Raw genomic sequence first — 22,931 nt, 5'->3', positions numbered from 1 at the left:
GGGAGGTCTCCCTCTGTTTCCCGGTAGAACGCTGCTCGACTGGCTGACCACCAACGGCCTGCTGATCGCCCTGACGGTGCTCGGCGCCGTCATCATCGCCCGGTTCGTGAGCTGGGTCGGGAACCGGATCACCCGGAACATCGACGAGAAGTACCAGGAGTCGGACGACCTGGTGCGGTCGGAGGCATCCAAACACCGGCACTCGGTGGCCCAGGTCGTGCGGTGGGTGGTCATCACTTTCGTCTACATCGTGGCGACGCTGAAGGTGTTCGACTACCTGCAGCTGCCGATCGGCAGTCTCGTCGCGCCGGCGACCGTGCTCGGTGCGGCGCTCGGCTTCGGCGCGCAGCGCATCGTGCAGGACATCCTCGCGGGATTCTTCATCATCACCGAACGCCAGTACGGGTTCGGCGACACCGTGCAGATCTCGGTCACCGGTTCCTCACAGGACGCGGTCGGCACCATCGAGAACGTCACGCTGCGGGTGACGCGGCTGCGCAACTCGGCCGGTGAGGTGATCATCGTGCCCAACGGCCAGATCAACAAGGCGATCAACCTGTCCAAGGACTGGGCGCGGGCGGTCATCGACGTGCCGGTGCCGGTCACCGCGGACATCTCCGAGGTCAACGAGATCCTGCACGACGTGGGTGTCGCCGCCTACAAGGACGGGAAGCTGCGGGAACTGCTGCTCGACGAACCCAGCGTGATGGGTGTCGAGAGCCTCGAGGTCGACCAGGTCAGCATCCGGGTCGTCGCGCGGACACTGCCTGGCAAGCAGTTCCAGGTGGGCCGCGCGCTGCGGGCACGCATCGCCGCCGCACTGAGACGCAAGGGCATCACGGTGACACCGCAACTCGACACCGTGTCCGTCGTCAACCGGGCGGAGGAGGTGGACGCATGAGCGACGCGAACAAGACCGGCGATCGGGCGAAGCCGGCCACACCCGCCAAAGAGACGACCGGCAAGGTGACGACCACCGGGACCGCGGCCGGGAACGAGACCGCGGCCGGGAAGACGCGACCGCAGATCAAGATCCCGCCCAAGCTGTTCGGCGGCCGAATGCGCACCACGACCGTGGCGATGTGCGTGACCTGGCTCGGCCTGTGGATGCTGTACCTCTATCTCAACCAGGACGAGGAACCGGCGGTCCCGGCACAGCCGGGTGCGGTCGTGATCTCGGAGACGCCGTACGTGCCGTTCGTGGCGCCCGCCGAGACGCCCGCGACGACCGCGGAGACCACCGTGCCGCAGTCCACCACGCCGACGACCACCACGGGCGCCCCCACCTCGGTACCGGCCGTCCCGGAGCCGTCGGTGACCACGACCGCGCCCACGACGACGGAGACGCCGCGGTTCCGTCTGCCCGAGTTCCCCGGCATCCCCGGTCTCGAGGGCGGCGACAGCGGTAACACCACCACCGCGAACACCACCGAACCCACCGTCGCTCCAGGCCAGTAGGTCACCATCCGGTAACAAACAGCTAGCATGGCGTCGTGATCCGCCTGGAGAATGTGTCCAAGTCGTACAAGACGTCCACCCGTCCCGCACTGGACAACGTCAGTGTCGAGATCGGTAAAGGCGAGTTCGTGTTCCTCATCGGACCGTCGGGCTCGGGCAAGTCGACGTTCCTGCGACTGCTGCTGCGCGAGGAGACACCGACGTCCGGCGACGTCCACGTCGCGGACTTCCACGTCAACAAGCTCTCCGGGCGACGGGTGCCGAAGCTGCGGCAGTCCCTCGGCTGTGTGTTCCAGGACTTCCGGTTGCTGCAGCAGAAGACGGTCGCCGAGAACGTCGCGTTCGCCCTCGAGGTGATCGGCAAGCCCCGGTCCATCATCGAACGCACGGTGCCCGAGGTCCTTGACCTGGTGGGTCTCTCCGGCAAGGCGGACCGGCTGCCCGGCGAACTGTCCGGCGGCGAACAGCAGCGCGTCGCGATCGCCCGGGCGTTCGTGAACCGTCCGCTGGTGCTCATGGCCGACGAGCCGACCGGCAACCTGGACCCCGACACCAGCCAGGACATCATGATGCTGCTCGAACGGATCAACCGCACCGGCACCACGGTCCTGATGGCCACCCACGACCACCACATCGTCGACTCCATGCGCCGGCGCGTCGTCGAACTCGACCTCGGCCGGGTGGTCCGCGACGAAGCGCGCGGCGTCTACGGCGTCGGCCGCTAGCAGGCGCCGGCCCCCAGCTCTCGACCGCCCGGCAACCGAAGGACTTCCCACCCGATGCGAGCAAGCTTCCTGTTCAGCGAGGTCGTGACCGGCCTGCGCCGCAACCTCACCATGACCGTCGCGATGATCCTGACCACCGCGATCTCCCTCGGCCTGTTCGGTGCCGGTCTGCTCGTCGTGCAGATGGCCGACAAGACCCAGAGCATCTTCCTCGATCGGGTGGAGGTGCAGCTGTTCCTCACCGACGACGTCTCGACCCTCGACCCCGACTGCGAACAGGACATCTGCCGCACCCTGCGCAGCGACCTGGAGAACACGCCGTCGGTGGTGTCGGTGCAGTACCTCAACCGTGAGGACGCCGTCGCCGACGCGACCGAACGTGTCTTCAAGGACCAGCCGGAGCTGGCGGAGCTGGTCAGCGCGGAGAGCTTCCCGGCGTCGTTCAAGGTGAAGCTGTCGGACCCGGACCGGTTCGGCATCATCCAGGACGAGTTCGGGTACCGGCCCGGCGTGGAGAGCGTGCTCAATCAGAAGGACCTCGTCGAGCGGCTGTTCAGCGTGCTCTCCGGTGTCCGCAACGCGGCGTTCGCGATCGCGGTGGTGCAGGCGATCGCCGCGATCCTGCTCATCGCGAACATGGTGCAGATCGCGGCGTTCACCCGCCGCACCGAGGTCGGCATCATGCGCCTGGTCGGCGCCACCCGTTGGTACACCCAGCTGCCGTTCCTGCTCGAAGCGGTCGTCGCCGCGGTGATCGGCGCGGTGCTCGCGATCGCGGCGTTGTTCACCGCGAAGAGCGCCTTCGTCGACGATGTGCTCGCCGACGTGTACGACGCCAACATCGTCGCCCGCATCACCACCAGCGACGTGGTGCTCGTCTCGCCGATCCTCGTGATCGTCGGGGTCGGCATGGCCGCGATCACCGCGTACGTCACGCTGCGCCTGTACGTGCGTGAATAACCGGTTGCCGGAGGTTCCTATGCTGGACGGTGTTCTGTTCGATCGCTCGTGGACCGGAAGGGCCTGCACGTGAAGGAGAAGGGCCGGAAGGTCATCGCGACCAACCGCAAGGCACGCCACAACTACACCATCCTCGACACCTACGAGGCGGGCATCGCCCTCGTCGGTACCGAGGTCAAGAGCCTGCGCGAGGGCAAGGCCTCGCTCGTCGACGCGTTCGCGACCGTCGACGACGGTGAGGTCTGGCTGCGCGGACTGCACATCCCCGAGTACGGCCACGGCACATGGACCAACCATGCGCCGCGACGCACCCGCAAGCTGCTGCTGCACCGCCGTCAGATCGACGCGCTCGTCGGCAAGTCCCGGGAGGGCAACCAGACGCTGGTGCCGCTGTCGATGTACTTCTCCGACGGCAAGGTCAAGGTCGAACTCGCCTTGGCGAAGGGCAAGCAGGACTACGACAAGCGTCAGGACATCGCGCGTCGCACCGCCGAGCGGGAGGTCACGCGTGAGCTCGGCCGCCGCGTGAAGGGAATGCGCCGCTGACTGCGGTTCTGCTCGCTCTGGTCGCCGCGGTCGGCTACGGCGTGAGCGATTTCGTCGGGGGTGTCGCCTCCCGGCGCATCGCGGCGCTGCGGTTCGTCGTCGCGTCGTACCCGTTGTCGCTGCTGCTGGTGCTCGCGGTGGCCCCGCTGGTGGGTGGGGAGATCACCGTCTCGTCCCTGGTGTGGGGTGCGGTCGCCGGGGTGGCCGGCGGGGTGGCGATCTGGTGGTTCTACCAGGCGCTCGCCGAGGGACCGATGTCCGTGGTGTCTCCGGTGACCGCGCTGCTCGTGGCGGGTATACCCGTGCTCGTCGGGCTCGTGCTGGGGGAGCGGCCGGGCCCGCTCGCCTATGCCGGTATCGCCCTCGCGCTGCTCGCGGTGGTCCTGGTCAGCCGCGAATCCGACGAGGACGTCGGCGGCAGCGCGCACCCGCGGTTCACCGCTCGGGTGGCGTGGCTGACGTTCGTGTCCGGGCTCACCTTCGCCCTGATGTTCGTGGCGATGAATCAGGTCCCCGAGGGAACCGGGTTGTGGCCGCTGGCGATGGCGCGGCTGACGGCATCGGTGGTGGTGGGCGCGGTCGCGCTGGGCGCCGGGATGCTGCTGCGGCCACCACGGCAGCTGTGGCCGTTCATCGCCGGGGTGGCGGTGCTCGACGTCGTCGCCAATGCGGCGCTGATGTTCGCGTTCCAGCACGGCATGCTGTCGATGGTCAGCGTGATCGGCGCGCTCTACCCCGCGGCGACGGTGCTGCTGGCGACGACGGTTCTCGGCGAGCGCGTCGGCCCCGATCGACGGATCGGCATGGTGCTGGCGGTCGCTGCGGTCGCGATGATCACATTCGCGAGCTGAACGTCGCTGCGCACTAGTTTCGCGTGGAACCGGCACCGCGGCTGCTGGCCCGCAGGTGGATGCGTTCGCCCTGCTTACCGAAGAGTGTGAGCAGTTCGACGGGCCGGTCGTCGGCGGGGCCCAGCCAATGCGGGATGCGGGTGTCGAACTCGGCCGCCTCCCCGGCCCTCATGGTGAGCTCGCGGTCGCCGAGGATCAGCCGCAGACGTCCCGAGAGCACGTAGAACCACTCGAAACCCTCGTGCGTGCGCGGCTCGGGTAGTGCGTCGTCGGGGGTGAGGATCATCTTGTAGGCCTGCAGATTGCCGGGCTGCCTCGTCAGGGGGATGACCGTCATCGAACCGACGGTGCGCGGCCGGGCCGTCACCCGCGGATCCCCGACCTCCGGTCCGACCAGTTCGTCGAGCGTGACCCGGTAGGCGGTGGCGATGGGCAGCAGCAGGTCGAGCGTCGCCCGCCGGAGCCCCGACTCGAGCCGGGAGAGGGTGCTCACGGAGATGCCGGTGTCGTCCGACAGGTCCTGCAACGTGATGTCCCGGTCCTGGCGCAGCGCCTTCAGGCGCGGTCCGATCGCGGCGAGGCGGGCGGTGAGATCCATGCGTCCAGCATGACCTCCCGTTGCCGATACGGCAAAGAACATTGCCGGATTCGTTGGCCGCTGGGAGTCTGGGTGCATGGAATTCGACGTGATCGTCCTCGGCGGCGGCGCCGCCGGTCTCAATGCCGCACTCGTCCTCGCACAGGCCCGCCGGTCGGTGCTGGTCCTCGACGACGGCACGCCGCGCAACGCGCCCGCCGCGCACCTGCACGGCTATCTCGGATTCGACGGCCGGTCGCCGGCGGAGTTGCTCGCGACGGGCCGCGACGAGGTCCGGCGCTACGGCGGCCGCATCGAACACGCCCGGGTGCGCGGCGTCCGAGCCGGTGACGACGGCTTCGTCGTCGACCACGACGGTGGCGCCGTCACCGCCCGGCGGCTGCTCGTCGCGACCGGACTCGCCGACGAACTGCCCGACATTCCCGGACTCGCGCAGCGGTGGGGCAGCACGGTCGTGCACTGTCCCTACTGCCACGGTTCGGAGGTGCAGGGCCGACCCGTCGCGGTCCTGGCGAACACCCCGGACATGGCGGCCCACCAGGGGCTCCTTCTGCGGCAGTGGTCCGACGACGTGACGCTGGTCCGCGGCTGGGACCGCACCGAGACCGATCTCACCGGCGAACAACTCGAACGGCTCGAGGCCCGCAGCGTCGTGGTCGTCGACGGCCCGGTGCTCTCGGTCGCCGGAGGCGCCGACGACATCGAGGTCACCCTGTCCGGCGGCCGGGTGCTCGAGCGGGCACGGTTGTTCGTGGGCGGGGCGCTCGTGTTCACCCCGCGGGACGCGGTGCTGCGGCAACTGGGGTGCGCGCGGACCGACACCCCGGCCGGCAGTTACGTGGCGGTCGACGCGCAGGGTGCCACCAGCGTTCCGGGTGTGCGGGCGGCCGGCAACGTCGTCGATCCGATGGCGAATCTGATCGTCAGCGCCGCGGCCGGAGCGAGCGTCGCCGCCGCGCTGAACATGGAGCTGGTCGAAGCCGACTGCCGGGAGGCGCTCCAACTGTTGTGAGGCGCGCGCTGCTGTGAGGCGCGTCATGTGAACGCACCGAAAAATGGGAATGACAGCACCCGAATCGGACGTTATAGTCGGTAGTCCTGCGAAGGTCGCAGGTACGTACGGGGCTGAACGGTTTCGACTGCGTACGTTCAACTAGGGGAAGCGTGTCGGTGCAGGCAAGAGACCACCGTAAGCGTCATTGCAACCAATTAAGCGCCGAGTCTACTCAGCGCGAGTACGCCCTCGCTGCCTGATCAGCGATCGCGTCTCTGTCAGCCCGGGTTTGCTCTCGACCCGGATCCTGGCATCGACTAGGGAGCTCTACCGTTCGACTCGGTCACGGAGTCGGGCGGGACATCAAACAGTGACTGGGATCGTCATCTCGGCTTGTTCGCGAGACCGGGAGATCCAAGTAGAGGCTTAGCGAACTGCACACGGAGAAGCCCTGGTGAGGCGGCGGAGGACCCGGGTTCGATTCCCGGCAGCTCCACCAAACCCCAGGTGAGAGACCGAATACGGTCTCTCACCTGGGGTATTTTTTCGTCCGGGGGAAGAGCGGTCAGCACTCACCCGTCGCGGCGGCCCGGACTGCTTCGCGGTAGTTCTCCCGCTGATCCTCGGGGAGGCTCTCGCCGTTCATCGTCGCCGTGAGGAACTGCTCGGCCGCGGTCTCGACGTTGTATCCGGGGGTCTGTCGCAGGGTCTCGAACATCGGGAGGAGCTCGGCGCACATCGCCTCGGCGGTCTTCGGTTCCGCGGCGTCGCCGTCGATCGTCACCACGTTGCTTGCCGTGCCGGTGGCATCGGCCGCTGGAGCCGAGCTCGTCGTCGAGGGGGTTGCGTCCGGCGTCGACGGTGCGGGATCCGGGTCGGAGGATCCGCAGGCGACGGCGAGAAGCAGCAGAGGGGCCAGGGCGAGTGCGCGAATTTTCACGCCCGGATCATGCCATTCGGTCCAGGACATACGAAAAAAGAAAAGTGGGAAACGGGCGTAACGCTCGATCCGTGGTTGTCGATTCAACTGTCGTGGTCGTGGAGACGCGCCCCCGACACGCTCGCCGCGGCCACTTTCGCGCCCCGCTTTTCCGACCCCTGTACCCGGAGAAGCGGGGTGCAACTTTTCGATTCAGGGAACGAGGAACACCAACAACAACAGGGTGACGACCACCCCGAGCCCGATCGCGAGGGTGGCTCCGCCGGCTGCACACTCTTCCGTGAACAGCGGGGTCTCGGAATCCCAATTCGCCTTGTCCATACATCCATGAAACGGGCCGGTCGGCCGGTTTCGCAGCGTTTTGGCACTGGAACAGCCTTGTATTGAATTCATGGCTGTTCCAGAATGGGTGCATGCCGAAGTCGGAATCGTCGGCACCCCCGGCCTCACCGCGACGGGCGTACAACTCGCCCCGCCGCCGCGCGAACGCGGCGGACACCCGGCAGGCCGTGCTCGACGCGGCGGCGGAGTTGTTCGCCACACGAGGCTGGTCCGCGACCGGCATGCGCGACATCGCACGCCGTGCCCGCGTGGCCGTCGAAACCGTCTATGCCACCGCAGGAACCAAGACCGACCTGTTGTTGCGGGTGATCGACGTGGCGGTGGCGGGGGACGACGAACCGATCCCGGTGGCCGAGCGTCCCGAGTTCCTGGCACTGGGCGTCGGCACTCTCGCGGAACGCGCGGGCGCCGCCGCCAATCTGCTGACGGCCCAGTTCGGCCGGGCCGCACTGCTCGAACGGACCTTCGCGCACGCTGCCGCTGCCGACCCCGACGTCGCCGCGCGGCATCGGATGATGCACGAGCGTCGCCGCGTCAATTTCCGGCAGGCGGCCGCACTCGTTCTCGGCCGGGACCCCGAACCCGGCCTGGTCGACGGTCTGTGGGCCGTCGGCAGTCACGACGTCTACCTGCTCCTCGTCGAGGACTCCGGGTGGACGCCGCAGCAATACCGCGACTGGATTGCCGACACTGTCCTCCGCCTTCTCGGGCCGGACCCCCGCACCGCCGTCGACGCTCCGGCCCATCCCGATTGATCTTCCTCGAACACCGGGAGACGTCATGATCTCCAACCCCGACGGACCTGCCGACACCCGGATCATGGGCATCGTGCACTCCGCGCTCCGACGCGACCTGCTCCGCACCCGCACGGTCCTGGACACCGGACCGGTCTCCGACGATCGCCGCGCCCGCCTCGCCGACCACATCCTGTGGATGATGGACTTTCTGCACCACCATCACGAAGGTGAGGACACCGGGCTCTACCCGCTCGTCGTTCGGCTGAACCCGGAGGCCGCGCCCCTCGTGCACAGGATGGACGAGGACCACCGGCGGATCGAACCCGCGATGGTCGAAGTCGGATCGGCGGCAAGGCGATTCGCTCGCGCCGAGAGCGGTTCGCGGGCGGGGCTCAGTGCGGCCCTCACGGCTCTGACCGACGTGCTGCTGCCACACCTCGAACGCGAAGAACTCGACATGATGCCGGTCGTGTCGGAAACCCTCACCGACGCGCAGTGGCGCACCTGGGACGAGGAAGCCAACATCGCCCCCAAGAGCATGTCGGCCCTGGGCAAGGAGGGGATCTGGCTCATCGACGGACTCGGCGACGACGACCGCGACCACGTCGTCCACCTCGTCCCGGTGATCCCACGGTTCATCCTGCTCCACGTCCTCGGCATCGCCAACCGCCGCCACTTCGCCGCGATCTGGTCCGGAACCGACGCGGCGGCCGTCCCGTCCCAGTCGATCACCCGCACCCCGGGACGGCTGCCGTGAGCACGGCACGGATCCCGCGCAGCGGCAGTATCGAGACCGTCGTGGATGCCACCCCCGAGCAGGTCTGGGCGGTGCTCGCCGATGTCACCCGGATCGGTGAGTGGAGCAGCGAATGCCGCGGCGCCGAGTGGCTGGACGGCGCAACGAGTCCGAGGCTCGGAGCGAAGTTCCGCGGCCGCAATCGGGTCGGCCCGATCCGCTGGACGCGCGTGTGCACGATCACCGAGGCCGCCGCGCCCCGCGTGCTCGCGTACCGGACCCGCGGCGCGATCTTCCGCGACTCGACGGCCTGGATGCTGCATCTCGAACCGGTCGGCGACCGGAGGACCCGCATCACGATGTCGTACCGGCTCCTGGTGATGCCGCGTGTGCTCGAGCTGATCGTCGTCAATCTGATTCCGCCGCACCGCGACCGCTCGGAAGACCTGGCCGCGGACCTGGTTCGGCTCGGGGAGGTCGCACGGTCGGGTGTGCGGCATCCCAGCAGCACCCACGCGCGGCGTCCCGGCGTGCGATAACCGGCCGGCGGGGTAACGTCCCTGACTTGTGCCCCTGTCCCCAAGTCCCCGAGCGGTCGCGGTGGTCGCGGCCGGGGGAGCACTCGGCGCGGTCGCGCGCTACGGCCTGTCCACGGCGTTCCCCGGCGTGTGGACGATCGCCGCGATCAACATCGTCGGCTCGCTGCTGCTCGGCATTCTCGCCGCGATGGTCGGCCCGGACCGGTTGCTGCGGTTGTTCCTCGGAATCGGTGTGCTCGGCGGCTTCACCACGTTCTCGACCTTCGCGGTCGACGCGGTCCGCAATCCGGCAATCACGGCCGCCTACGTGGCGAGCACGCTCACCGGAGCCCTGATCGCGGCGCGGTGCGGAATGGCCGTCGGCGAGCGGTTGCACCGGCGAAGGGCGGCACGGTGACCGTGTTGTTCGTCGCGCTGGGCGGCGGGGCCGGGGCCGTGGTCCGCTACCTGGCGGGACGGTACATCCGGTCGTACCGCAGTGTTCCGCTCGCGACGCTCGCGGTGAACGTGTTCGGGTGCGCCCTGCTCGGGGCGTTGGCCGGGGCCGCCGCACTGTCCCTGGATCTGTTCGCGCTGCTCGGTTCCGGCTTCTGCGGTGGCCTCACGACGTATTCGACGTTCGCGGTCGAAGCCGTCGGCCTCACCCGGATCCGGCGCCCGCTCACCGGCATCGGTTACGTCGTCGTCAGCGTCGTCGCCGGGCTTGCCGCGGCGTGGGGTGGGTACACCCTCACTGCCTGATCCGTGTTGTCGCGCGCGGCCGGTCGGCCCCGTGCAAGATGAGAGCGACCACGATGAGAGCGGCCGGGAACAGAGCGACACCGCCGTCGACGAGGAGGACCCCATGGTGCACGAACGAGCAGGACAACCGGCAGAACCCGGCGACCTCGAGGACCTCGCGCATCTGGTCACCGCCTATTACACCGTGCAGCCCGATCCGCAGGATCCGCTGCAGCAGGTCGTGTTCGGCACCTCCGGGCATCGGGGATCGAGCCTCGACGGCGCGTTCAACGAACAGCACATCCTCGCGACCACGCAGGCGATCGTCGAATATCGTGCCGCGCAAGGCATCACCGGGCCGTTGTTCCTCGGGCGCGACACCCACGCATTGTCCGAGCCGGCATGGACGACCGCGCTCGAGGTGCTCGTCGCGGGCGGCGTCGAGGTCGTCGTCGACGCCCGCGACCGCTACACCCCGACCCCCGCGGTGAGCCACGCGATCCTGCAGCACAACGCCGGCACCGGGCCGCGCGCCGACGGCATCGTCGTGACGCCCTCGCACAATCCGCCGCGCGACGGCGGCTTCAAGTACAACCCGCCGCACGGGGGTCCCGCCGACACCGACGCCACCTCCGTCATCGCGGCCCGCGCCAACGAGCTGCTCGCAGGGGGCATCGACGGGGTCCGCCGGGTGCCCGCCACGCGCGCCCTCGCGGCCGCGGGCCGGCACGACTTCCTCGCCGCGTACATCGACGACCTGCCGAACGTCGTCGATCTCGACGCGGTGCGCGAGGCCGGGGTGCGGATCGGCGCCGATCCGCTCGGCGGCGCGAGCGTCGACTACTGGGCCGCGATCGCCGAACGGCACCGCCTGGACCTGACGGTCGTCAACCCGCTCGTCGACGCGACCTGGCGGTTCATGACCCTGGACACGGACGGCAAGATCCGGATGGATTGCTCGTCGCCGAACGCGATGGCGTCGCTGATCGGTGCGCGCGCGAAGTTCGACGTCGCGACGGGCAACGACGCGGACGCCGACCGGCACGGCATCGTCACCCCCGACGGTGGCCTGCTCAACCCCAATCACTACCTCGCCGTCGCCATCGACTACCTCTACGGGCACCGGCCCGGGTGGCCGACCGACGCGAAGGTCGGCAAGACGCTGGTCAGTTCCTCGATGATCGACCGGGTCGCCGCCGGTCTGGGCCGCGACCTGCTCGAGGTGCCCGTCGGGTTCAAATGGTTCGTGCCGGGTCTGCTCGACGGCAGCCTCGGGTTCGGTGGGGAGGAGAGCGCCGGCGCGTCGTTCCTCCGCAAGGACGGCTCGGTGTGGACCACCGACAAGGACGGCATCCTGCTGGCGCTGCTGGCCTCCGAGATCATCGCGGTGACCGGGCAGACCCCGTCGCAGCGGTACGCGGATCTGGCGGCCCGCTACGGAAGCCCCGCGTACGCGCGCGTCGACGCCCCGGCGGACCGCGCCCAGAAGGCGGTGCTCGCGAAGCTGTCCGCGGACCAGGTCGGTGCCACCGAGCTGGCCGGGGAGCCGATCACAGCGACGTTGACCGAGGCGCCGGGCAACGGCGCCGCGATCGGCGGACTCAAGGTCACCACGGAGAACGCGTGGTTCGCGGCCCGGCCGTCCGGCACCGAGGACGTCTACAAGATCTATGCGGAATCGTTCCTCGGCGCCGACCATCTGAAGCAGGTGCAGGACGCCGCGCGCGAACTGGTGTCGAGCGTGCTCGGCTGACCCGTACGCCGGTCGTGCTCGACCGACCGGCCCCCCGGTCGTGTCGTGCGCGAAGCTAACATCGGCTCATCATGCGCACACGTGACGCGGCGCTGCCGCGGGAGATCTGGGTGCTGGTCAGCGCCAGCTTCGTCATCGCCCTCGGGTTCGGGCTCGTCGCCCCGGCACTGCCGCAGTTCGCCCGCAGCTTCGACGTCGGCATCACCGCCGCGACCGTCGTCGTCTCCGCGTTCGCCGCGATGCGGCTGGCGTTCGCGCCGGCCAGCGGTGCCCTCGTGCAGAAGCTGGGGGAGCGGCCCGTCTACATCACCGGCGTGCTCATCGTCGCGTTGTCCACCGGCGCGTGCGCGTTCGCGCAGAACTACTGGCAACTCCTGGTGTTCCGGGGGCTCGGCGGTATCGGTTCGACGATGTTCACCGTCTCCGCACTGGGCCTGATCATCCGGATCGCACCGCCGGATGCGCGCGGACGCGTCTCCGGTCTGTACGCGACGAGTTTCCTGCTCGGCAACATCGGCGGACCGCTGGTCGGCGGTGCCCTGGTCGGCTTCGGCCTGCGGGTCCCGTTCGTGATCTACGCGATCGCGTTGCTGGTGGCCGCTGCCGTGGTCGGTATCAGCCTGCGCGGATCCGCACTCGCCGAGCCGGCTGCAGCCGACGGTGCCCCGGCGCTGCGGCTGCGCGACGCACTGCGCGTGCCGATGTATCGCGCGGCGCTGGGATCGAACTTCGCCAACGGATGGGCCGTGTTCGGGGTGCGGGTCGCGATGATGCCGCTGTTCGTCGTCGAGGTCCTGCAGCGCGACGCGTCCCTCGCGGGCGTGGCGCTGACGGTGTTCGCGGTCGGCAACGCCCTCGTGCTCATGTCCTCCGGCCGCCTGTCCGACCGCTACGGGCGGCGGCCGTTCGTGCTGATCGGGCTGCTGGTGTGCGGCGCGGCCACGATCGGGATGGGACTGACCGACGACGTGCCGCTGTTCTTCGTCACCTCTCTCGTCGCCGGGATCGGATCCGGTCTGCTCGGCCCGCCGCAGCAGGCCGCCGTCGCCGACGTCGTGGGCAGCAAGGCGCGTGGCGGTCCGGTGCTGGCGGCGTTCCAGATGACCGCCGACGTCGGATCGGTGGTCGGGCCGGTCGTCGGTGGCCTGCTCGCGGAACGCCTGTCCTTCGAGGTCGCGTTCACGGTGACCGGCGCGATCCTGCTCGCCGCGGTACTGCCGTGGGCGCTGCTCGCGCGCACCGCACCGCCCGGTGTGGTCACCGAGCCGGTGGTGACCGACGACATACGCCGTTGAGCCCGCGCTCGGTACCCTCGACGAGGTGTGGATTCGCATCGTCAGCCTGATCGCCCGGCTCGGTCTGGCCGCCATCTGGTTGGTCTCCGGGTGGATCAAGTTCTCCGATCCCACCCAGACGATCGTCGCCGTCCGGGCCTACCAACTGCTGCCCGAGGACATCGTGCGCCCGGTCGCGGCCGGGCTGCCGATGCTCGAACTCGTGCTCGGCCTGCTGCTGCTGATCGGCCTGGCGGTACGTCCGGTCGCCGCGGTGAGCGCCGTCGTGCTCGTCACCCTGATCGCCGCGATCCTGTCGGCGTGGGCGCGGGGACTGTCCATCGACTGCGGTTGCTTCGGCGGCGGTGGCGCCGCGGACGTCGACAGCTGGGACTACGCCCGCGAAATCCTGCGTGACCTCGGGTTCCTTGCCCTATCGGCCTGGCTGATCGTGTTCCCGCGCAGCCCCGTGGCACTGGGACCGGGCTCACGCGCGTCCTCAGCTACCGCTCAGCCCGCGATGGCAGAGTGAGATCCCGTCAGCAATCCCCGAGCAGCGAAGGGCAGTAACCGTGAGCGCGAAGAAGGTCAAGCCGGTCAAGTATTCGCCGGAGCCGACGTCCAGCAAGTCCACCTTCATCCTCGGTGGTCTCGCCCTTCTCGTCATCGCCGCGCTCGTCATCGGCGGTGTGCTGTGGCAGTCCAACAGCGGTAAGGCCCGCAACGAGGGATACGGCGGTGTGCAGAACTCCGCGGTGCAGGTCACGGTCGCGGACAACGGTGTCGCCCTGCTCGGCCGGCCCGACGCGGCGACCACCATCGACCTGTTCGAAGACCCGATGTGCCCCTACTGCGGTGAGCTCGAGCACAAGCACGGTCAGGAACTGGCCCAGGCGATCGACGATGGCCGGGTCGCCGTGCGCTACCACATGCTCGCGTTCCTCGATCAGCTCTCCGCCAGCGGCGACTACTCGACCCGTGCAGTCGCGGCGCTGCAGTGCGTCGCGCAGAGCGGTGACGCCATCGCGTACTCGGCGTTCCATTCCGCGCTGATGTCCCCGGACAACCAGCCCGCCGAGCGCGGCGACAGCGACCACAGCAACGAAGATCTCGCGCAGATGGCACGTGACGCCGGCGTCTCCGACGAGGCGGCGCAGTGCATCGCCGACGGCACCCGGGTCGAGCAGGCCCGCGCCGACGCCGAGGCCGGCCGGCAGTTGCTCGCCACGACCGGTGCCGCCGGCACCCCCGCCGTCGTTCACAACGGTGTCGTGATCGACGCCCTCGGCAACGAGAACTGGGTCGCCGAACTCGGCTGACGACTCGCGGTGATGCCGGGAGACGATCCCGGCATCACCGCGCTGACCAGCCGATTTGTTGACGCCGAGCGCGATGGTGTAGCTTTCTTTCAGCGCGAGGGGCTCGCCCCCGGACGCGAAGCAAGGAACTGAATACGGGGCTATGGCGCAGCTGGTAGCGCACCACACTGGCAGTGTGGGGGTCAGGGGTTCGAGTCCCCTTAGCTCCACTTCCGACTACAGGCGAGAGTTCACACTCTCGCCTGTAGTCTTGAGAAGAGACAGTTTCACGGTGGACATGTTCACTGGACATTTTCACAAGGGGCTATGGCGCAGCTGGTAGCGCACCACACTGGCAGTGTGGGGGTCAGGGGTTCGAGTCCCCTTAGCTCCACAGTTCTCGCAACGAATCCCTCCGACATGTGTCGGAGGGATTTTTTGTCGGGCCCCGTCGCTACACTTTCGAACATGCTTTCGAGCCAGGTGGGGGTGCGGTGGTCGAGGCGCGGCTGTCCGCGCTCGACGCCGCGGTCGACGGCCTGCTCGGCGACGATCTGTCGGGCCTGTCGAACGACGACATCGTCGAGGTCCTGCAACGCCTGGAGGTCACGCTGCGCAAGGCCTCCGCGGTCGGGCACCGACTGGTCGTCGAGGCCACCGAACGCATAATTCCCGGGCATCTCGGGTGCCGGTCGGTCAACGATCTCCTGGTCGGCGCGCTGCGGATCTCCGCCGCCGACGCGGCCCGGCGGGTCAAGGGCGCGAAGAAGGTCGGCACCTGGCGTTCCCTCGACGGCGAGGACATCGAACCGGAACTGCCGGCCACCGCGGCCGCTGTGAAGACCGGGACCATCGGATCCGACCATGTCGCCGCGGTCGCGAAGGTGATGCGGAAGGTGCCGCACGGGGTCGGATTCGACGAGATCACCGTCGCCGAAAAGATCCTCGCGGACGCGGCCTGCTCGGTCACGCCCGACGATCTCGTGAAACTCGGCGCGCATCTGCTCGCGTACCTGAATCCGGACGGGGACGTGCCGGACGAGAAGGAACGCAAGCGTCGGCGTGGTCTGCGGATCGGCAAGCAGGGCGTCGATCTCATGACCCCGATCTCCGGGCTCATCGATCCCGAGACCCGGGCGCTGCTCGAACCGGTCCTGGCGAAACTCGCCCGCCCCGGCATGAACAATCCGGACGACCCCGAATCACCTTCCGGTGATGTCGAATCCGAGACCCTCGACCGCGACGCGCTCGCCAAGGCCGCGGCCCGCGACACCCGCACCGCGGTGCAGCGCAACCACGACGGACTGAAAGTCGCCCTGCGGCAGTTGTTGTCGTCGGGTGTGCTGGGCAGCCACCGGGGATTGCCGGTGACCGCGATCCTGACCATGACCGTCAGGCAACTCGAAGACGCGACCGGCATCGTGACCACCGCCTCCGGCGGGCTGGTGCCGATCCGCGACGCGCTGCGCATGGCCGAGACCGCGCATCCGGTGCTGGCGATTTTCGATCACCACGGCCGGCCGCTGCATCTCGGCCGCGCCAAGCGCCTGGCGTCGGCCGATCAGCGCCTCGCATTGATCGCCGCGTCCGGTGGCTGCACCCGGCCCGGCTGCGACGCCCCCGCGACACTCACCGCGGTGCACCACGTCACCGAATGGCGGGACGGCGGGCTCACCGACATCACCAACGAGGACCTCGCCTGCGATGCCTGCCACGCGCTGGTGCACGACGGGCCCGGCGGCTGGGAAACACGCGTCGCGTCGGCCAACTCCGAGCACCCGGGTCGCACGGAGTGGATCCCGCCACCGCACATCGACCCCGAGCAGAAGCCTCGGGTCAATCACCGTCATCATCTCGGTGATCTGTTGTCGGCGGCGTTGGCGCACTACCGCGCCCGCCGCGAAACCGAGCTGCGGGAACACCGGCGGCAGTGGATGCGGGTACCTACCGGAGATGTCGACACCGGAGAGGTTCCTTAGTGGCAGATCCGCGGCCGCAGGAAAGGCGTCTCACCCGTTCTGCGCCATGTGCGCGGCGCGTTCCTCGGCATGGAACTCCCACGGCGCCTGAGGCAGCACCTCGCCCGTTTCCAGCAGCGTCTTGAGGTTGGCGAGCACGGCGGGCCAGCCCTGGCCGATCGCGTGCAGATCGTCGGCGTTCCGCAGCTTCCGGTGCACCACGGTGAGTTTGACGATGTCCCGGTGCGGTTCGATCTCGAATGTCACGACGCTCGGCTCGAAGTCCGGGTTATCGACCCGTGCGGGGTCGTCGAAACCGAACGTCAGACGCCGGGGGCGGTCGGCCTCGATCACCCGGCCGGCGCAGTCCGCGATGCCCGAGCCGTCGGTACGGACGTGCTCGACCCTGCTGCCCGGCGTCCAGTCGGAGACCTGGGCGTGCCCCCAGTAGCGCGCGGTCAGGTCGGCGTCGGTGAGTGCGTGCCACACGTCCTCGGCGGTGGCGCGGATGTAGGTGGTGTAGACGTAGTCGGGAATGGTGTGTGCGTCTGTCGAGGTCATCGCGAGCTCCTCCGCGCGTCGAGCGATCGCGTCCAGGGCGAGCACCCGGGGTTCGTCGAACTTCGAGATCCAGCGGTTCCGGATCTCGTGGATGGGAACAGGATTCGGATAGTGCAGCTTGCGGCGGCCGTCCCGGATCGTGGTCACCAGATTCGCGAGCTCGAGAATTTCCAGGTGCTTGCTCACGGACTGGCGGCGCATGTCGAGGCCGTCGCACAACTCGCCCAGGGTGCTCCCCGGATGCGCGCGCAGCGAATCGAGGAGGCTGCGGCGGGTGGGGTCGGCGAGGGCCTTGAACACCGCATCCTCATCCACTCCTCCAATATGCAGCCAATCGGCTGCATATGTCAATGCTCGTCGTAGAGCCGATCGATCACGTCCGCGAACCGCTCGAGGACCACTGCACGCCGCGGCGCGCCGGTCTCGTCCCGATCACCGGCGCCGAGCGGCCGGTCCACGATCGCGACCCGCCGGATGCGTTCCCATCTGTTCAGCTCGCCGTTGAGCTGCTCGACGGCCGCGTGCACGTCGGCGTCAGGGGCACCGGGAAAGTCCGGGTCGCCGGGAAAGACCAGACCGATGCAGTGGGAGCGACCCTCGCCGACCACCACGATCTCCGCGCCCGGACACAACGTGCGGAACCGCTCGGCGATCGCGTTCGGTGCCACGTACTTTCCGGTGGTCGTCTTGAACACGTCCTTCTTGCGGCCACGCATCGAGACGAACCCGTCGGGGTCGACCGTCGCGCAGTCGCCGGTGTGGAACCAGCCGTCGGCGTCGAGCGCGGCCGCGGTCGCCACCGGATCGGCGTGGTAGCCCGTCATCAGGGACGGACCGCGAATGAGAAGTTCGCAGTCGTCGGCGATCCGGACCTCGGTGCCCGGCAACGGCAGACCCACCGAGCCCGGTTTGTGCGCGTCGGGACGGTTGACACACACCGGCCCGGCGGTCTCGGTGATCCCGTATCCCTCGAACACGGGAACGCCGAGATCCTCCAACCGCTTCGCGAGGTCGCGTGGCAACCGCGCCGACCCCGAGATGAGAAACCGCAGCCGGCCGCCGAGCGCCGACCTGTCCGCCGCAGCGGCGGCGCCGATCTTCGCGAGCACGTGCGGCACGGAACCGAGGAACGTCGGGCGCACCGACCGCAGATTCTCCACGACCCGATCGGCCCGGCCGTCCACCGCGGTGGGCAGGCCCACCTGCATCGCCACGAACAGCAGCGCCCGGCCGAACACGTGCGACAGCGGAAGCCACAGCAACTGCAGGTCCCGCGGGCCGATCATGCCCACCTCCGCCATGGCCCGCGCCGTGTACGCGACCGCGCCGTGCGACAGGATCGCGCCCTTGGCGCTTCCGTCGTCGCACGCGGTGTAGATCAGGCACGCGGCCGAGTCGGGGGTGACCTCCGCGATCCGGGCGTCGACGGCGTCCGGGTCGGTGTCGAGCAGCGCATCACCGTCCGCCGCGAGTTCGGCGAGCCGATCGAGGTGCAGCACGCGTGCGTCCACGTCCCGGTCGGTGACGGTCAGCGCCGCGTCGCAGTGCCGTGCCAGGTTGCGGACCTCGTCGTCGCGGGTCGGGGCATACACCGGCACCGAGACCGCGCCCGCGCACGCGACCGCGAGATCGGCGAGGATCGCCCGATAGCTGGTGGCCGCGCGGATCGCTATCCGGGCGCCCGGTGCGACACCCCGCGCGACGAGCCCGGCCGCGAGTGTCGTGACGCGCGAACCGACCTCCGCCCACGTCACACTCGCCCAGCCGCCGGAATCCGGGAATCGGTAGGCCTCGCTGCCCGGAGTGTCGGCCACCCGGTCGAACAGCAGACGGGGCACAGTGCCGCGAGCAGCGTCGTAGTGTGCTGCGGACCCCACGGGCACCTCCTGCTTCCTGCTCCGAAATCGTAGCCGCCGGTGCACGACAGCGGGCCGAGTGCCGGCCCCCGATATCGTGGGGCGGTGAGCACGACGAACCCCGAAGCCGGCCCCCTGATCACCGCGCTGCGCGACGTGCTGGTCGGCCCGCTCACCGACATCGGCCAGCGCTTCTCGGCGCTGCTCACCGATCTCGTCGCGCACGACGCGCTCGTCGTCTTCACCCGGGAATGCACGGGCCGGCCCCGGAAGGTCGCGGGCGACCCCGCCGTAGTGGACCGGGTGACGATCGCCGAACTCGACCGTGTCCGAAGCGAACTCGTCGCCGGTCAGATCAGACGCGGCCCCGCCGTGATCGGCGGCCGCAGCCGGGAGGTGTGCGCGATCCTCGACCGCACCGACACGCTGCTCGTGCTCGTGCCGCGCGGATCATGGCCGCCGGCGCAACGATTCGAACTCGTCCGGGCGTTGTTCACCGTCGTCGCGACCGGGATCCAGCTCCAGGTACAGGAAGCGAGCCCGGCCTATCTCGCCGAGTCGCGCGCGGCGTCCACGGAACGGGCACGCACGGTCGCCGAACTCACCGAGGCGCATGCGGTGACACTCGAGACGATCCTGGCGACGCTCCGGTCGAACGATCTCGACGACACCCGCGCTCGCACGACCGCCCGGGAGACGGCGACGAACGCGCTGATCGGACTTCGTTCGGCGGTGGATCGTCACCGCGAGTTCGCGGAGGAGGCCGTGACCACCGCGTTCGCCAGAATGCACGGTGAACTGCGCGGACTGGTTCGGCACCGGCCGTTGACGCTGGAGATGGTCGAACCCTCGGCGCACGGTCGCGGGATGCCCGGTGAGGTCGCGCACGCGGCGCGGGCCGTCGCACGCGGTGCGGTACTCGCGCTCGCGGAACAGCCCGGGGTCACGCGGATCCGGGTGGCGTGGCATTGCGACGGTGAGAGCCTGTCCATCGACATCCGCGACGACGGAGACGGCCGGCTCGACGCCGCCGAACTCGGGCGCCAGCTCCGTGATCGGGCCGAAACCCTCGGTGGCAGTATCGAATCCGAGGCGACACCCGGCTGGGGTTGCCGGGTCGCGGCACGGCTGCCGCTGGATCTGGCGGCGCCCTCGCCGGGCGGTCCGGCTCTCGACGCACTCGCCGAACTCGGTCCGCGTGAGGTCGAGGTGCTCGAACACCTCGTCGCGGGCCGGCGGAACAAGGCGATCGCCGAACGGCTCGGCGTCAGCGAGTCGACCGTGAAATTCCATGTGGCGAGCGTGCTCAGGAAACTCGGCGCCGGCAGCCGTGGCGAGGCCGCGGCGCTCGGCGCGGAGGCCGGGGTCAAAGCCGCGCTGTAGGGCCGCGTTGGGCGGAACGTCAGCGGTGCAGGGCCGTCCAGCGCCGCGCGCGGCTGGCTGCGTTGGTACGGACCCGGCGTTCGGTTTCGGACAGTCCACCCCACACGCCGTAGGGCTCGCCGACGGACAGGGCGTGCTCGCGGCACATCTCCAGTACGGGGCATCCGGCGCAGACGAGCTTGGCGCGCAGTTCGCGCTGTTCACGGGCGTGTCCGCGTTCGCCGTCGGGGTGGAAGAACGCCGACGACTCGAATCCGCGGCAGGCCGCGTCGCGTTGCCAGTCCCACACGTCGGTGTGGGGGCGGGGGAGGGTCACCGTGTTGACGATCGACATTGCACTCCTCGGGGCCGGGGGCGAACGTGAATCCGACGTTAGCCGAACTTAGAACCGTGCACAACACCACTTAGGTATTTTTGAGGACAAAGTTCGATCTGGTCTTTCGAGTAGGTCGATCAGTCCGTTCGATCAGGTACGCGGGCGGTCCGGGCTGGATACGGTGGGCCCAGGTCGCGATACCGCCTTTACAGCAGGATCGATCCACAGCAGAAGGAGACACCGTCATGCCGCAGACAGTTCGGGGCGTCGTTGCTCGCGCGAAGGGTGCACCCGTCGAGGTCGTGCCCATCGTGATCCCGGATCCGGGACCGGGCGAGGTCGTCGTCGCGGTGGCCGCGTGCGGGGTGTGCCACACCGACCTGCACTACCGGGAGGGCGGCATCAACGACGAATTCCCGTTCCTGCTCGGCCACGAGGCCGCCGGCGTCGTCGAATCGGTCGGCGAGGGTGTCGAGTCCGTCGCGGTCGGCGACTTCGTCGTCCTGAACTGGCGGGCGGTGTGCGGGCAGTGCCGCGCCTGTAAGCGCGGTCAGCCGCAGTACTGCTTCGACACGTTCAACGCGACGCAGAAGATGACCCTCGAGGACGGCACCGAGCTGACCCCGGCGCTGGGCATCGGCGCCTTCGCCGACAAGACCCTCGTGCACGCCGGCCAGTGCACCAAGGTCGATCCGACCGCGGACCCGGCCGTCGTGGGCCTGCTCGGCTGCGGCGTGATGGCCGGTCTCGGCGCGGCGGTGAACACCGGCGGGGTCACCCGCGGCCAGTCCGTCGCCGTGATCGGTTGCGGCGGGGTCGGCGACGCCGCGATCATGGGCGCTCGCCTGGCCGGTGCCGGCACGATCATCGCCGTCGACCGCGACGACAAGAAGCTCGAGTGGGCCACCGACCTCGGCGCCACCCACACGATCAACTCCACCTCGGTCGATGCCGTCGAGGCGATCCAGGAACTGACCGGCGGCTTCGGCGCGGACGTCGTCATCGACGCCGTGGGCCGCCCGGAAACCTGGAAGCAGGCGTTCTACGCCCGCGACCTGGCCGGCACCGTCGTGCTGGTCGGCGTCCCGACCCCGGACATGACCCTCGAGATGCCGCTGATCGACTTCTTCTCCCGCGGCGGCTCGCTCAAGTCCTCGTGGTACGGCGACTGCCTGCCCGAGCGGGACTTCCCGACCTACGTCGACCTCTACCAGCAGGGCCGGTTGCCGCTCGAGAAGTTCGTCACCGAGCGCATCGGCATCGACGACGTGGAGAAGGCGTTCGAGACCATGCACCGCGGTGAGGTGCTGCGTTCGGTGGTGGTCCTGTGAGCGTCTCGCCGATCCGCGTCGACCGGGTCGTCACCTCGGGCACGTTCGCGCTCGACGGTGGCGAGTGGCAGGTCGACAACAACATCTGGCTCGTCGGCAACGACGACGAGGTCGTGGTCATCGACGCCGCGCACACCGCGCAGCCGATCGTCGACGCGGTCGCGGGCCGGAAGGTCGTGGCGATCGTGTGCACGCACGCTCACAACGACCACATCACCGTCGCCCCGGAGCTCTCCGAGCGGCTCGACGCGCCGATCCTGCTCAACCCGGCCGACGACGTGCTGTGGGAGATGACCCATCCGGGCGTCGCGCACGGCACGCTCGAGGACGGGCAGCGGATCGCGGTCGCCGGCACCGAGATCCAGGCGATCGCGACGCCGGGACATTCGCCCGGCTCGACCTGCCTGTATCTGCCGGAGGCGGGGGAGCTGTTCACCGGCGACACGCTGTTCTCCGGTGGTCCCGGTGCGACGGGCCGGTCGTTCTCGGACTTCCCGACGATCATCGGCTCGATCCGCGACAAACTGTTCGCGCTGCCTGCCGAGACGGTCGTGCACACCGGGCACGGTGACGGCACCACGATCGGTACCGAATCCCCGCACCTGGAGGAGTGGATCCGGGCCGGATCCTGACGATACGGGCGGTGCGTCCGCCGGTCGGCCCTCGCAGCCGGACGGACGCACCGCCGTATGATGTCCGGATGGACGAGACCCTGCCGCCGTGCCCCGAATGTTCGTGCGAGTACACCTACGAGATGGGGTCGTTGCTCGTGTGCCCGGAGTGCGCGCACGAGTGGGCGCGTACGTCCGAGTCGGCCGAGGACACCGCCGACGGCGTGATCCGGGACGCGGTGGGCAACGTGCTGGCCGACGGTGACACCGTCACGGTGGTCAAGACCCTGAAGGTCAAGGGCAGCGCCACGGGGATCAAGGCGGGCACCAAGGTCCGCAACATCCGCCTGGTGAACGGCGTGGACGGGCATGACATCGACTGCAAGGTCGACGGATTCGGACCCATGCAGCTCAAGTCGAGCGTGGTCCGAAAGGCCTGACCCG

The 22,931-nt window shown here is 69.2% G+C and carries 27 protein-coding genes, 2 tRNA genes and 1 other RNA gene; 24 read left to right on the top strand and 6 right to left on the bottom strand.

The genetic code is table 11. The features are described from left to right. Positions 1–43 precede the first annotated feature (43 nt). The 6 genes from ACWDTS_RS07235 to ACWDTS_RS07210 all read left to right on the top strand — a co-directional run bounded on the left by ACWDTS_RS07235 (position 44) and on the right by ACWDTS_RS07210 (position 4,540). The gene (locus ACWDTS_RS07235; protein WP_231611151.1) at positions 44–901 is read left to right on the top strand and encodes a mechanosensitive ion channel family protein; all 858 of its coding nucleotides are present in this window, start codon (positions 44–46) and stop codon (positions 899–901) included. After that, a complete protein-coding gene (locus tag ACWDTS_RS07230; protein ID WP_231611142.1) occupies positions 898–1,458 on the top strand; it encodes a hypothetical protein in 561 nt (186 codons plus the stop codon). The genes ACWDTS_RS07235 and ACWDTS_RS07230 overlap by 4 nt, the downstream gene beginning before the upstream one ends. Before the next feature lie 35 nt (positions 1,459–1,493). After that, positions 1,494–2,183 (top strand): cell division ATP-binding protein FtsE, encoded by a 690-nt coding sequence (gene ftsE, locus ACWDTS_RS07225; protein WP_197254341.1) that lies wholly within the window; start codon positions 1,494–1,496, stop codon positions 2,181–2,183. Positions 2,184–2,237: 54 nt separating this feature from the next. Next, positions 2,238–3,143 carry a permease-like cell division protein FtsX gene (gene ftsX, locus ACWDTS_RS07220; RefSeq protein ID WP_197254343.1) on the top strand — a complete coding sequence of 302 codons (906 nt, stop codon included), beginning with the start codon at positions 2,238–2,240 and terminating at the stop codon, positions 3,141–3,143. A gap of 69 nt (positions 3,144–3,212) precedes the next feature. After that, complete coding sequence (smpB, locus tag ACWDTS_RS07215; protein ID WP_450110740.1) at positions 3,213–3,689, top strand: SsrA-binding protein SmpB; 477 nt, start codon at positions 3,213–3,215, stop codon at positions 3,687–3,689. A gap of 8 nt (positions 3,690–3,697) precedes the next feature. Continuing rightward, entirely contained in the window at positions 3,698–4,540 is an 843-nt protein-coding gene (locus ACWDTS_RS07210) for an EamA family transporter (protein ID WP_450117886.1), read from the top strand. 13 nt (positions 4,541–4,553) lie between these two features. On the opposite strand, the gene ACWDTS_RS07205 is transcribed toward ACWDTS_RS07210, so the two are convergent. After that, positions 4,554–5,138, bottom strand: coding sequence for a helix-turn-helix domain-containing protein (locus ACWDTS_RS07205; RefSeq protein WP_450117875.1), 585 nt, complete (start codon positions 5,136–5,138; stop codon positions 4,554–4,556). A gap of 76 nt (positions 5,139–5,214) precedes the next feature. On the opposite strand from ACWDTS_RS07205, the gene ACWDTS_RS07200 reads away from it, so the two are divergent. Beyond that, positions 5,215–6,150 carry an NAD(P)/FAD-dependent oxidoreductase gene (locus ACWDTS_RS07200; RefSeq protein ID WP_450110741.1) on the top strand — a complete coding sequence of 312 codons (936 nt, stop codon included), beginning with the start codon at positions 5,215–5,217 and terminating at the stop codon, positions 6,148–6,150. A gap of 109 nt (positions 6,151–6,259) precedes the next feature. Next, positions 6,260–6,631: a transfer-messenger RNA gene (gene ssrA, locus ACWDTS_RS07195) on the top strand. A gap of 66 nt (positions 6,632–6,697) precedes the next feature. On the opposite strand, the gene ACWDTS_RS07190 is transcribed toward ssrA, so the two are convergent. Further along, a complete protein-coding gene (locus tag ACWDTS_RS07190; protein ID WP_450110742.1) occupies positions 6,698–7,072 on the bottom strand; it encodes a hypothetical protein in 375 nt (124 codons plus the stop codon). Between the two features lie 192 nt (positions 7,073–7,264). Continuing rightward, a complete protein-coding gene (locus ACWDTS_RS07185; RefSeq protein WP_269437665.1) occupies positions 7,265–7,393 on the bottom strand; it encodes a hypothetical protein in 129 nt (42 codons plus the stop codon). Positions 7,394–7,485: 92 nt separating this feature from the next. Here ACWDTS_RS07185 and ACWDTS_RS07180 point away from each other — a divergent pair, with 92 nt between their 5' ends. From ACWDTS_RS07180 to ACWDTS_RS07125, 12 genes are all read left to right on the top strand, one after another. Then, positions 7,486–8,169, top strand: a complete 684-nt coding sequence (locus ACWDTS_RS07180) for a TetR/AcrR family transcriptional regulator (RefSeq protein ID WP_450117874.1) — start codon at positions 7,486–7,488, stop codon at positions 8,167–8,169. A gap of 25 nt (positions 8,170–8,194) precedes the next feature. Next, the gene (locus ACWDTS_RS07175) at positions 8,195–8,908 is read left to right on the top strand and encodes a hemerythrin domain-containing protein (RefSeq protein WP_450117873.1); all 714 of its coding nucleotides are present in this window, start codon (positions 8,195–8,197) and stop codon (positions 8,906–8,908) included. Continuing rightward, complete coding sequence (locus ACWDTS_RS07170) at positions 8,905–9,426, top strand: SRPBCC family protein (protein WP_450117872.1); 522 nt, start codon at positions 8,905–8,907, stop codon at positions 9,424–9,426. The genes ACWDTS_RS07175 and ACWDTS_RS07170 overlap by 4 nt, the downstream gene beginning before the upstream one ends. A gap of 28 nt (positions 9,427–9,454) precedes the next feature. Beyond that, the gene (locus ACWDTS_RS07165; RefSeq protein WP_450110744.1) at positions 9,455–9,823 is read left to right on the top strand and encodes a fluoride efflux transporter FluC; all 369 of its coding nucleotides are present in this window, start codon (positions 9,455–9,457) and stop codon (positions 9,821–9,823) included. Then, positions 9,820–10,167, top strand: coding sequence for a fluoride efflux transporter CrcB (gene crcB, locus ACWDTS_RS07160; RefSeq protein WP_450110745.1), 348 nt, complete (start codon positions 9,820–9,822; stop codon positions 10,165–10,167). Before ACWDTS_RS07165 ends, crcB begins: the two co-directional genes overlap by 4 nt. A 103-nt stretch (positions 10,168–10,270) precedes the next feature. Continuing rightward, complete coding sequence (gene pgm / locus ACWDTS_RS07155) at positions 10,271–11,899, top strand: phosphoglucomutase (alpha-D-glucose-1,6-bisphosphate-dependent) (RefSeq protein WP_450110746.1); 1,629 nt, start codon at positions 10,271–10,273, stop codon at positions 11,897–11,899. A 71-nt stretch (positions 11,900–11,970) separates the two neighbouring features. After that, positions 11,971–13,194, top strand: coding sequence for an MFS transporter (locus tag ACWDTS_RS07150; protein WP_197254364.1), 1,224 nt, complete (start codon positions 11,971–11,973; stop codon positions 13,192–13,194). Between the two features lie 25 nt (positions 13,195–13,219). Next, positions 13,220–13,705, top strand: a complete 486-nt coding sequence (locus ACWDTS_RS07145; protein WP_197254365.1) for a MauE/DoxX family redox-associated membrane protein — start codon at positions 13,220–13,222, stop codon at positions 13,703–13,705. Between the two features lie 40 nt (positions 13,706–13,745). Continuing rightward, on the top strand, positions 13,746–14,492 hold the full coding sequence (locus tag ACWDTS_RS07140; RefSeq protein ID WP_197254367.1) for a DsbA family protein: 747 nt from the start codon (positions 13,746–13,748) through the stop codon (positions 14,490–14,492). Between the two features lie 136 nt (positions 14,493–14,628). Next, positions 14,629–14,701 (top strand) — tRNA-Ala (locus tag ACWDTS_RS07135). Between the two features lie 91 nt (positions 14,702–14,792). Continuing rightward, positions 14,793–14,865, top strand: a tRNA-Ala gene (locus ACWDTS_RS07130). A 100-nt stretch (positions 14,866–14,965) separates the two neighbouring features. Beyond that, a complete protein-coding gene (locus ACWDTS_RS07125) occupies positions 14,966–16,450 on the top strand; it encodes an HNH endonuclease signature motif containing protein (protein WP_450117871.1) in 1,485 nt (494 codons plus the stop codon). Positions 16,451–16,480: 30 nt separating this feature from the next. Here the strand turns inward: ACWDTS_RS07125 and ACWDTS_RS07120 are convergent, their stop codons facing one another. Both ACWDTS_RS07120 and ACWDTS_RS07115 read right to left on the bottom strand, forming a co-directional pair. Then, entirely contained in the window at positions 16,481–17,305 is an 825-nt protein-coding gene (locus ACWDTS_RS07120; protein WP_197254376.1) for an ArsR/SmtB family transcription factor, read from the bottom strand. Positions 17,306–17,337: 32 nt separating this feature from the next. Then, positions 17,338–18,867, bottom strand: coding sequence for an AMP-dependent synthetase/ligase (locus tag ACWDTS_RS07115; protein ID WP_450107975.1), 1,530 nt, complete (start codon positions 18,865–18,867; stop codon positions 17,338–17,340). 84 nt (positions 18,868–18,951) lie between these two features. Here ACWDTS_RS07115 and ACWDTS_RS07110 point away from each other — a divergent pair, with 84 nt between their 5' ends. Further along, the gene (locus ACWDTS_RS07110; RefSeq protein ID WP_450107976.1) at positions 18,952–20,229 is read left to right on the top strand and encodes a helix-turn-helix transcriptional regulator; all 1,278 of its coding nucleotides are present in this window, start codon (positions 18,952–18,954) and stop codon (positions 20,227–20,229) included. A 19-nt stretch (positions 20,230–20,248) separates the two neighbouring features. Here the strand turns inward: ACWDTS_RS07110 and ACWDTS_RS07105 are convergent, their stop codons facing one another. Further along, complete coding sequence (locus tag ACWDTS_RS07105; RefSeq protein WP_450107977.1) at positions 20,249–20,563, bottom strand: WhiB family transcriptional regulator; 315 nt, start codon at positions 20,561–20,563, stop codon at positions 20,249–20,251. 227 nt (positions 20,564–20,790) lie between these two features. On the opposite strand from ACWDTS_RS07105, the gene ACWDTS_RS07100 reads away from it, so the two are divergent. The 3 genes from ACWDTS_RS07100 to ACWDTS_RS07090 all read left to right on the top strand — a co-directional run bounded on the left by ACWDTS_RS07100 (position 20,791) and on the right by ACWDTS_RS07090 (position 22,927). After that, positions 20,791–21,876, top strand: a complete 1,086-nt coding sequence (locus ACWDTS_RS07100) for an S-(hydroxymethyl)mycothiol dehydrogenase (protein ID WP_197255324.1) — start codon at positions 20,791–20,793, stop codon at positions 21,874–21,876. Continuing rightward, the gene (locus ACWDTS_RS07095; RefSeq protein ID WP_197255326.1) at positions 21,873–22,508 is read left to right on the top strand and encodes an MBL fold metallo-hydrolase; all 636 of its coding nucleotides are present in this window, start codon (positions 21,873–21,875) and stop codon (positions 22,506–22,508) included. The genes ACWDTS_RS07100 and ACWDTS_RS07095 overlap by 4 nt, the downstream gene beginning before the upstream one ends. 68 nt (positions 22,509–22,576) lie before the next feature. Continuing rightward, positions 22,577–22,927, top strand: a complete 351-nt coding sequence (locus ACWDTS_RS07090) for a zinc ribbon domain-containing protein YjdM (protein WP_197255328.1) — start codon at positions 22,577–22,579, stop codon at positions 22,925–22,927. The last annotated feature ends 4 nt before the right edge of the window (positions 22,928–22,931 follow it).

It is taken from the genome of Rhodococcus sp. NPDC003383 (assembly GCF_053589115.1).
The sequence above is the reverse complement of the archived record's forward strand: the minus strand, read 5'-3'. Positions and strand labels throughout refer to the sequence as shown.

What these genes read in the sequence shown, in the direction of transcription:
- ACWDTS_RS07230 (WP_231611142.1), top strand. Translation starts at nt 898, where the DNA reads ATGAGCGACGCGAACAAGACCGGCGATCGGGCGAAGCCGGCCACACCC.
- ftsX (WP_197254343.1), top strand. Translation starts at nt 2,238, where the DNA reads ATGCGAGCAAGCTTCCTGTTCAGCGAGGTCGTGACCGGCCTGCGCCGC.
- ACWDTS_RS07205 (WP_450117875.1), bottom strand. Translation starts at nt 5,138, where the DNA reads ATGGATCTCACCGCCCGCCTCGCCGCGATCGGACCGCGCCTGAAGGCG.
- ACWDTS_RS07200 (WP_450110741.1), top strand. Translation starts at nt 5,215, where the DNA reads ATGGAATTCGACGTGATCGTCCTCGGCGGCGGCGCCGCCGGTCTCAAT.
- ACWDTS_RS07185 (WP_269437665.1), bottom strand. Translation starts at nt 7,393, where the DNA reads ATGGACAAGGCGAATTGGGATTCCGAGACCCCGCTGTTCACGGAAGAG.
- ACWDTS_RS07180 (WP_450117874.1), top strand. Translation starts at nt 7,486, where the DNA reads ATGCCGAAGTCGGAATCGTCGGCACCCCCGGCCTCACCGCGACGGGCG.
- ACWDTS_RS07175 (WP_450117873.1), top strand. Translation starts at nt 8,195, where the DNA reads ATGATCTCCAACCCCGACGGACCTGCCGACACCCGGATCATGGGCATC.
- pgm (WP_450110746.1), top strand. Translation starts at nt 10,271, where the DNA reads ATGGTGCACGAACGAGCAGGACAACCGGCAGAACCCGGCGACCTCGAG.
- ACWDTS_RS07150 (WP_197254364.1), top strand. Translation starts at nt 11,971, where the DNA reads ATGCGCACACGTGACGCGGCGCTGCCGCGGGAGATCTGGGTGCTGGTC.
- ACWDTS_RS07105 (WP_450107977.1), bottom strand. Translation starts at nt 20,563, where the DNA reads ATGTCGATCGTCAACACGGTGACCCTCCCCCGCCCCCACACCGACGTG.
- ACWDTS_RS07100 (WP_197255324.1), top strand. Translation starts at nt 20,791, where the DNA reads ATGCCGCAGACAGTTCGGGGCGTCGTTGCTCGCGCGAAGGGTGCACCC.
- ACWDTS_RS07090 (WP_197255328.1), top strand. Translation starts at nt 22,577, where the DNA reads ATGGACGAGACCCTGCCGCCGTGCCCCGAATGTTCGTGCGAGTACACC.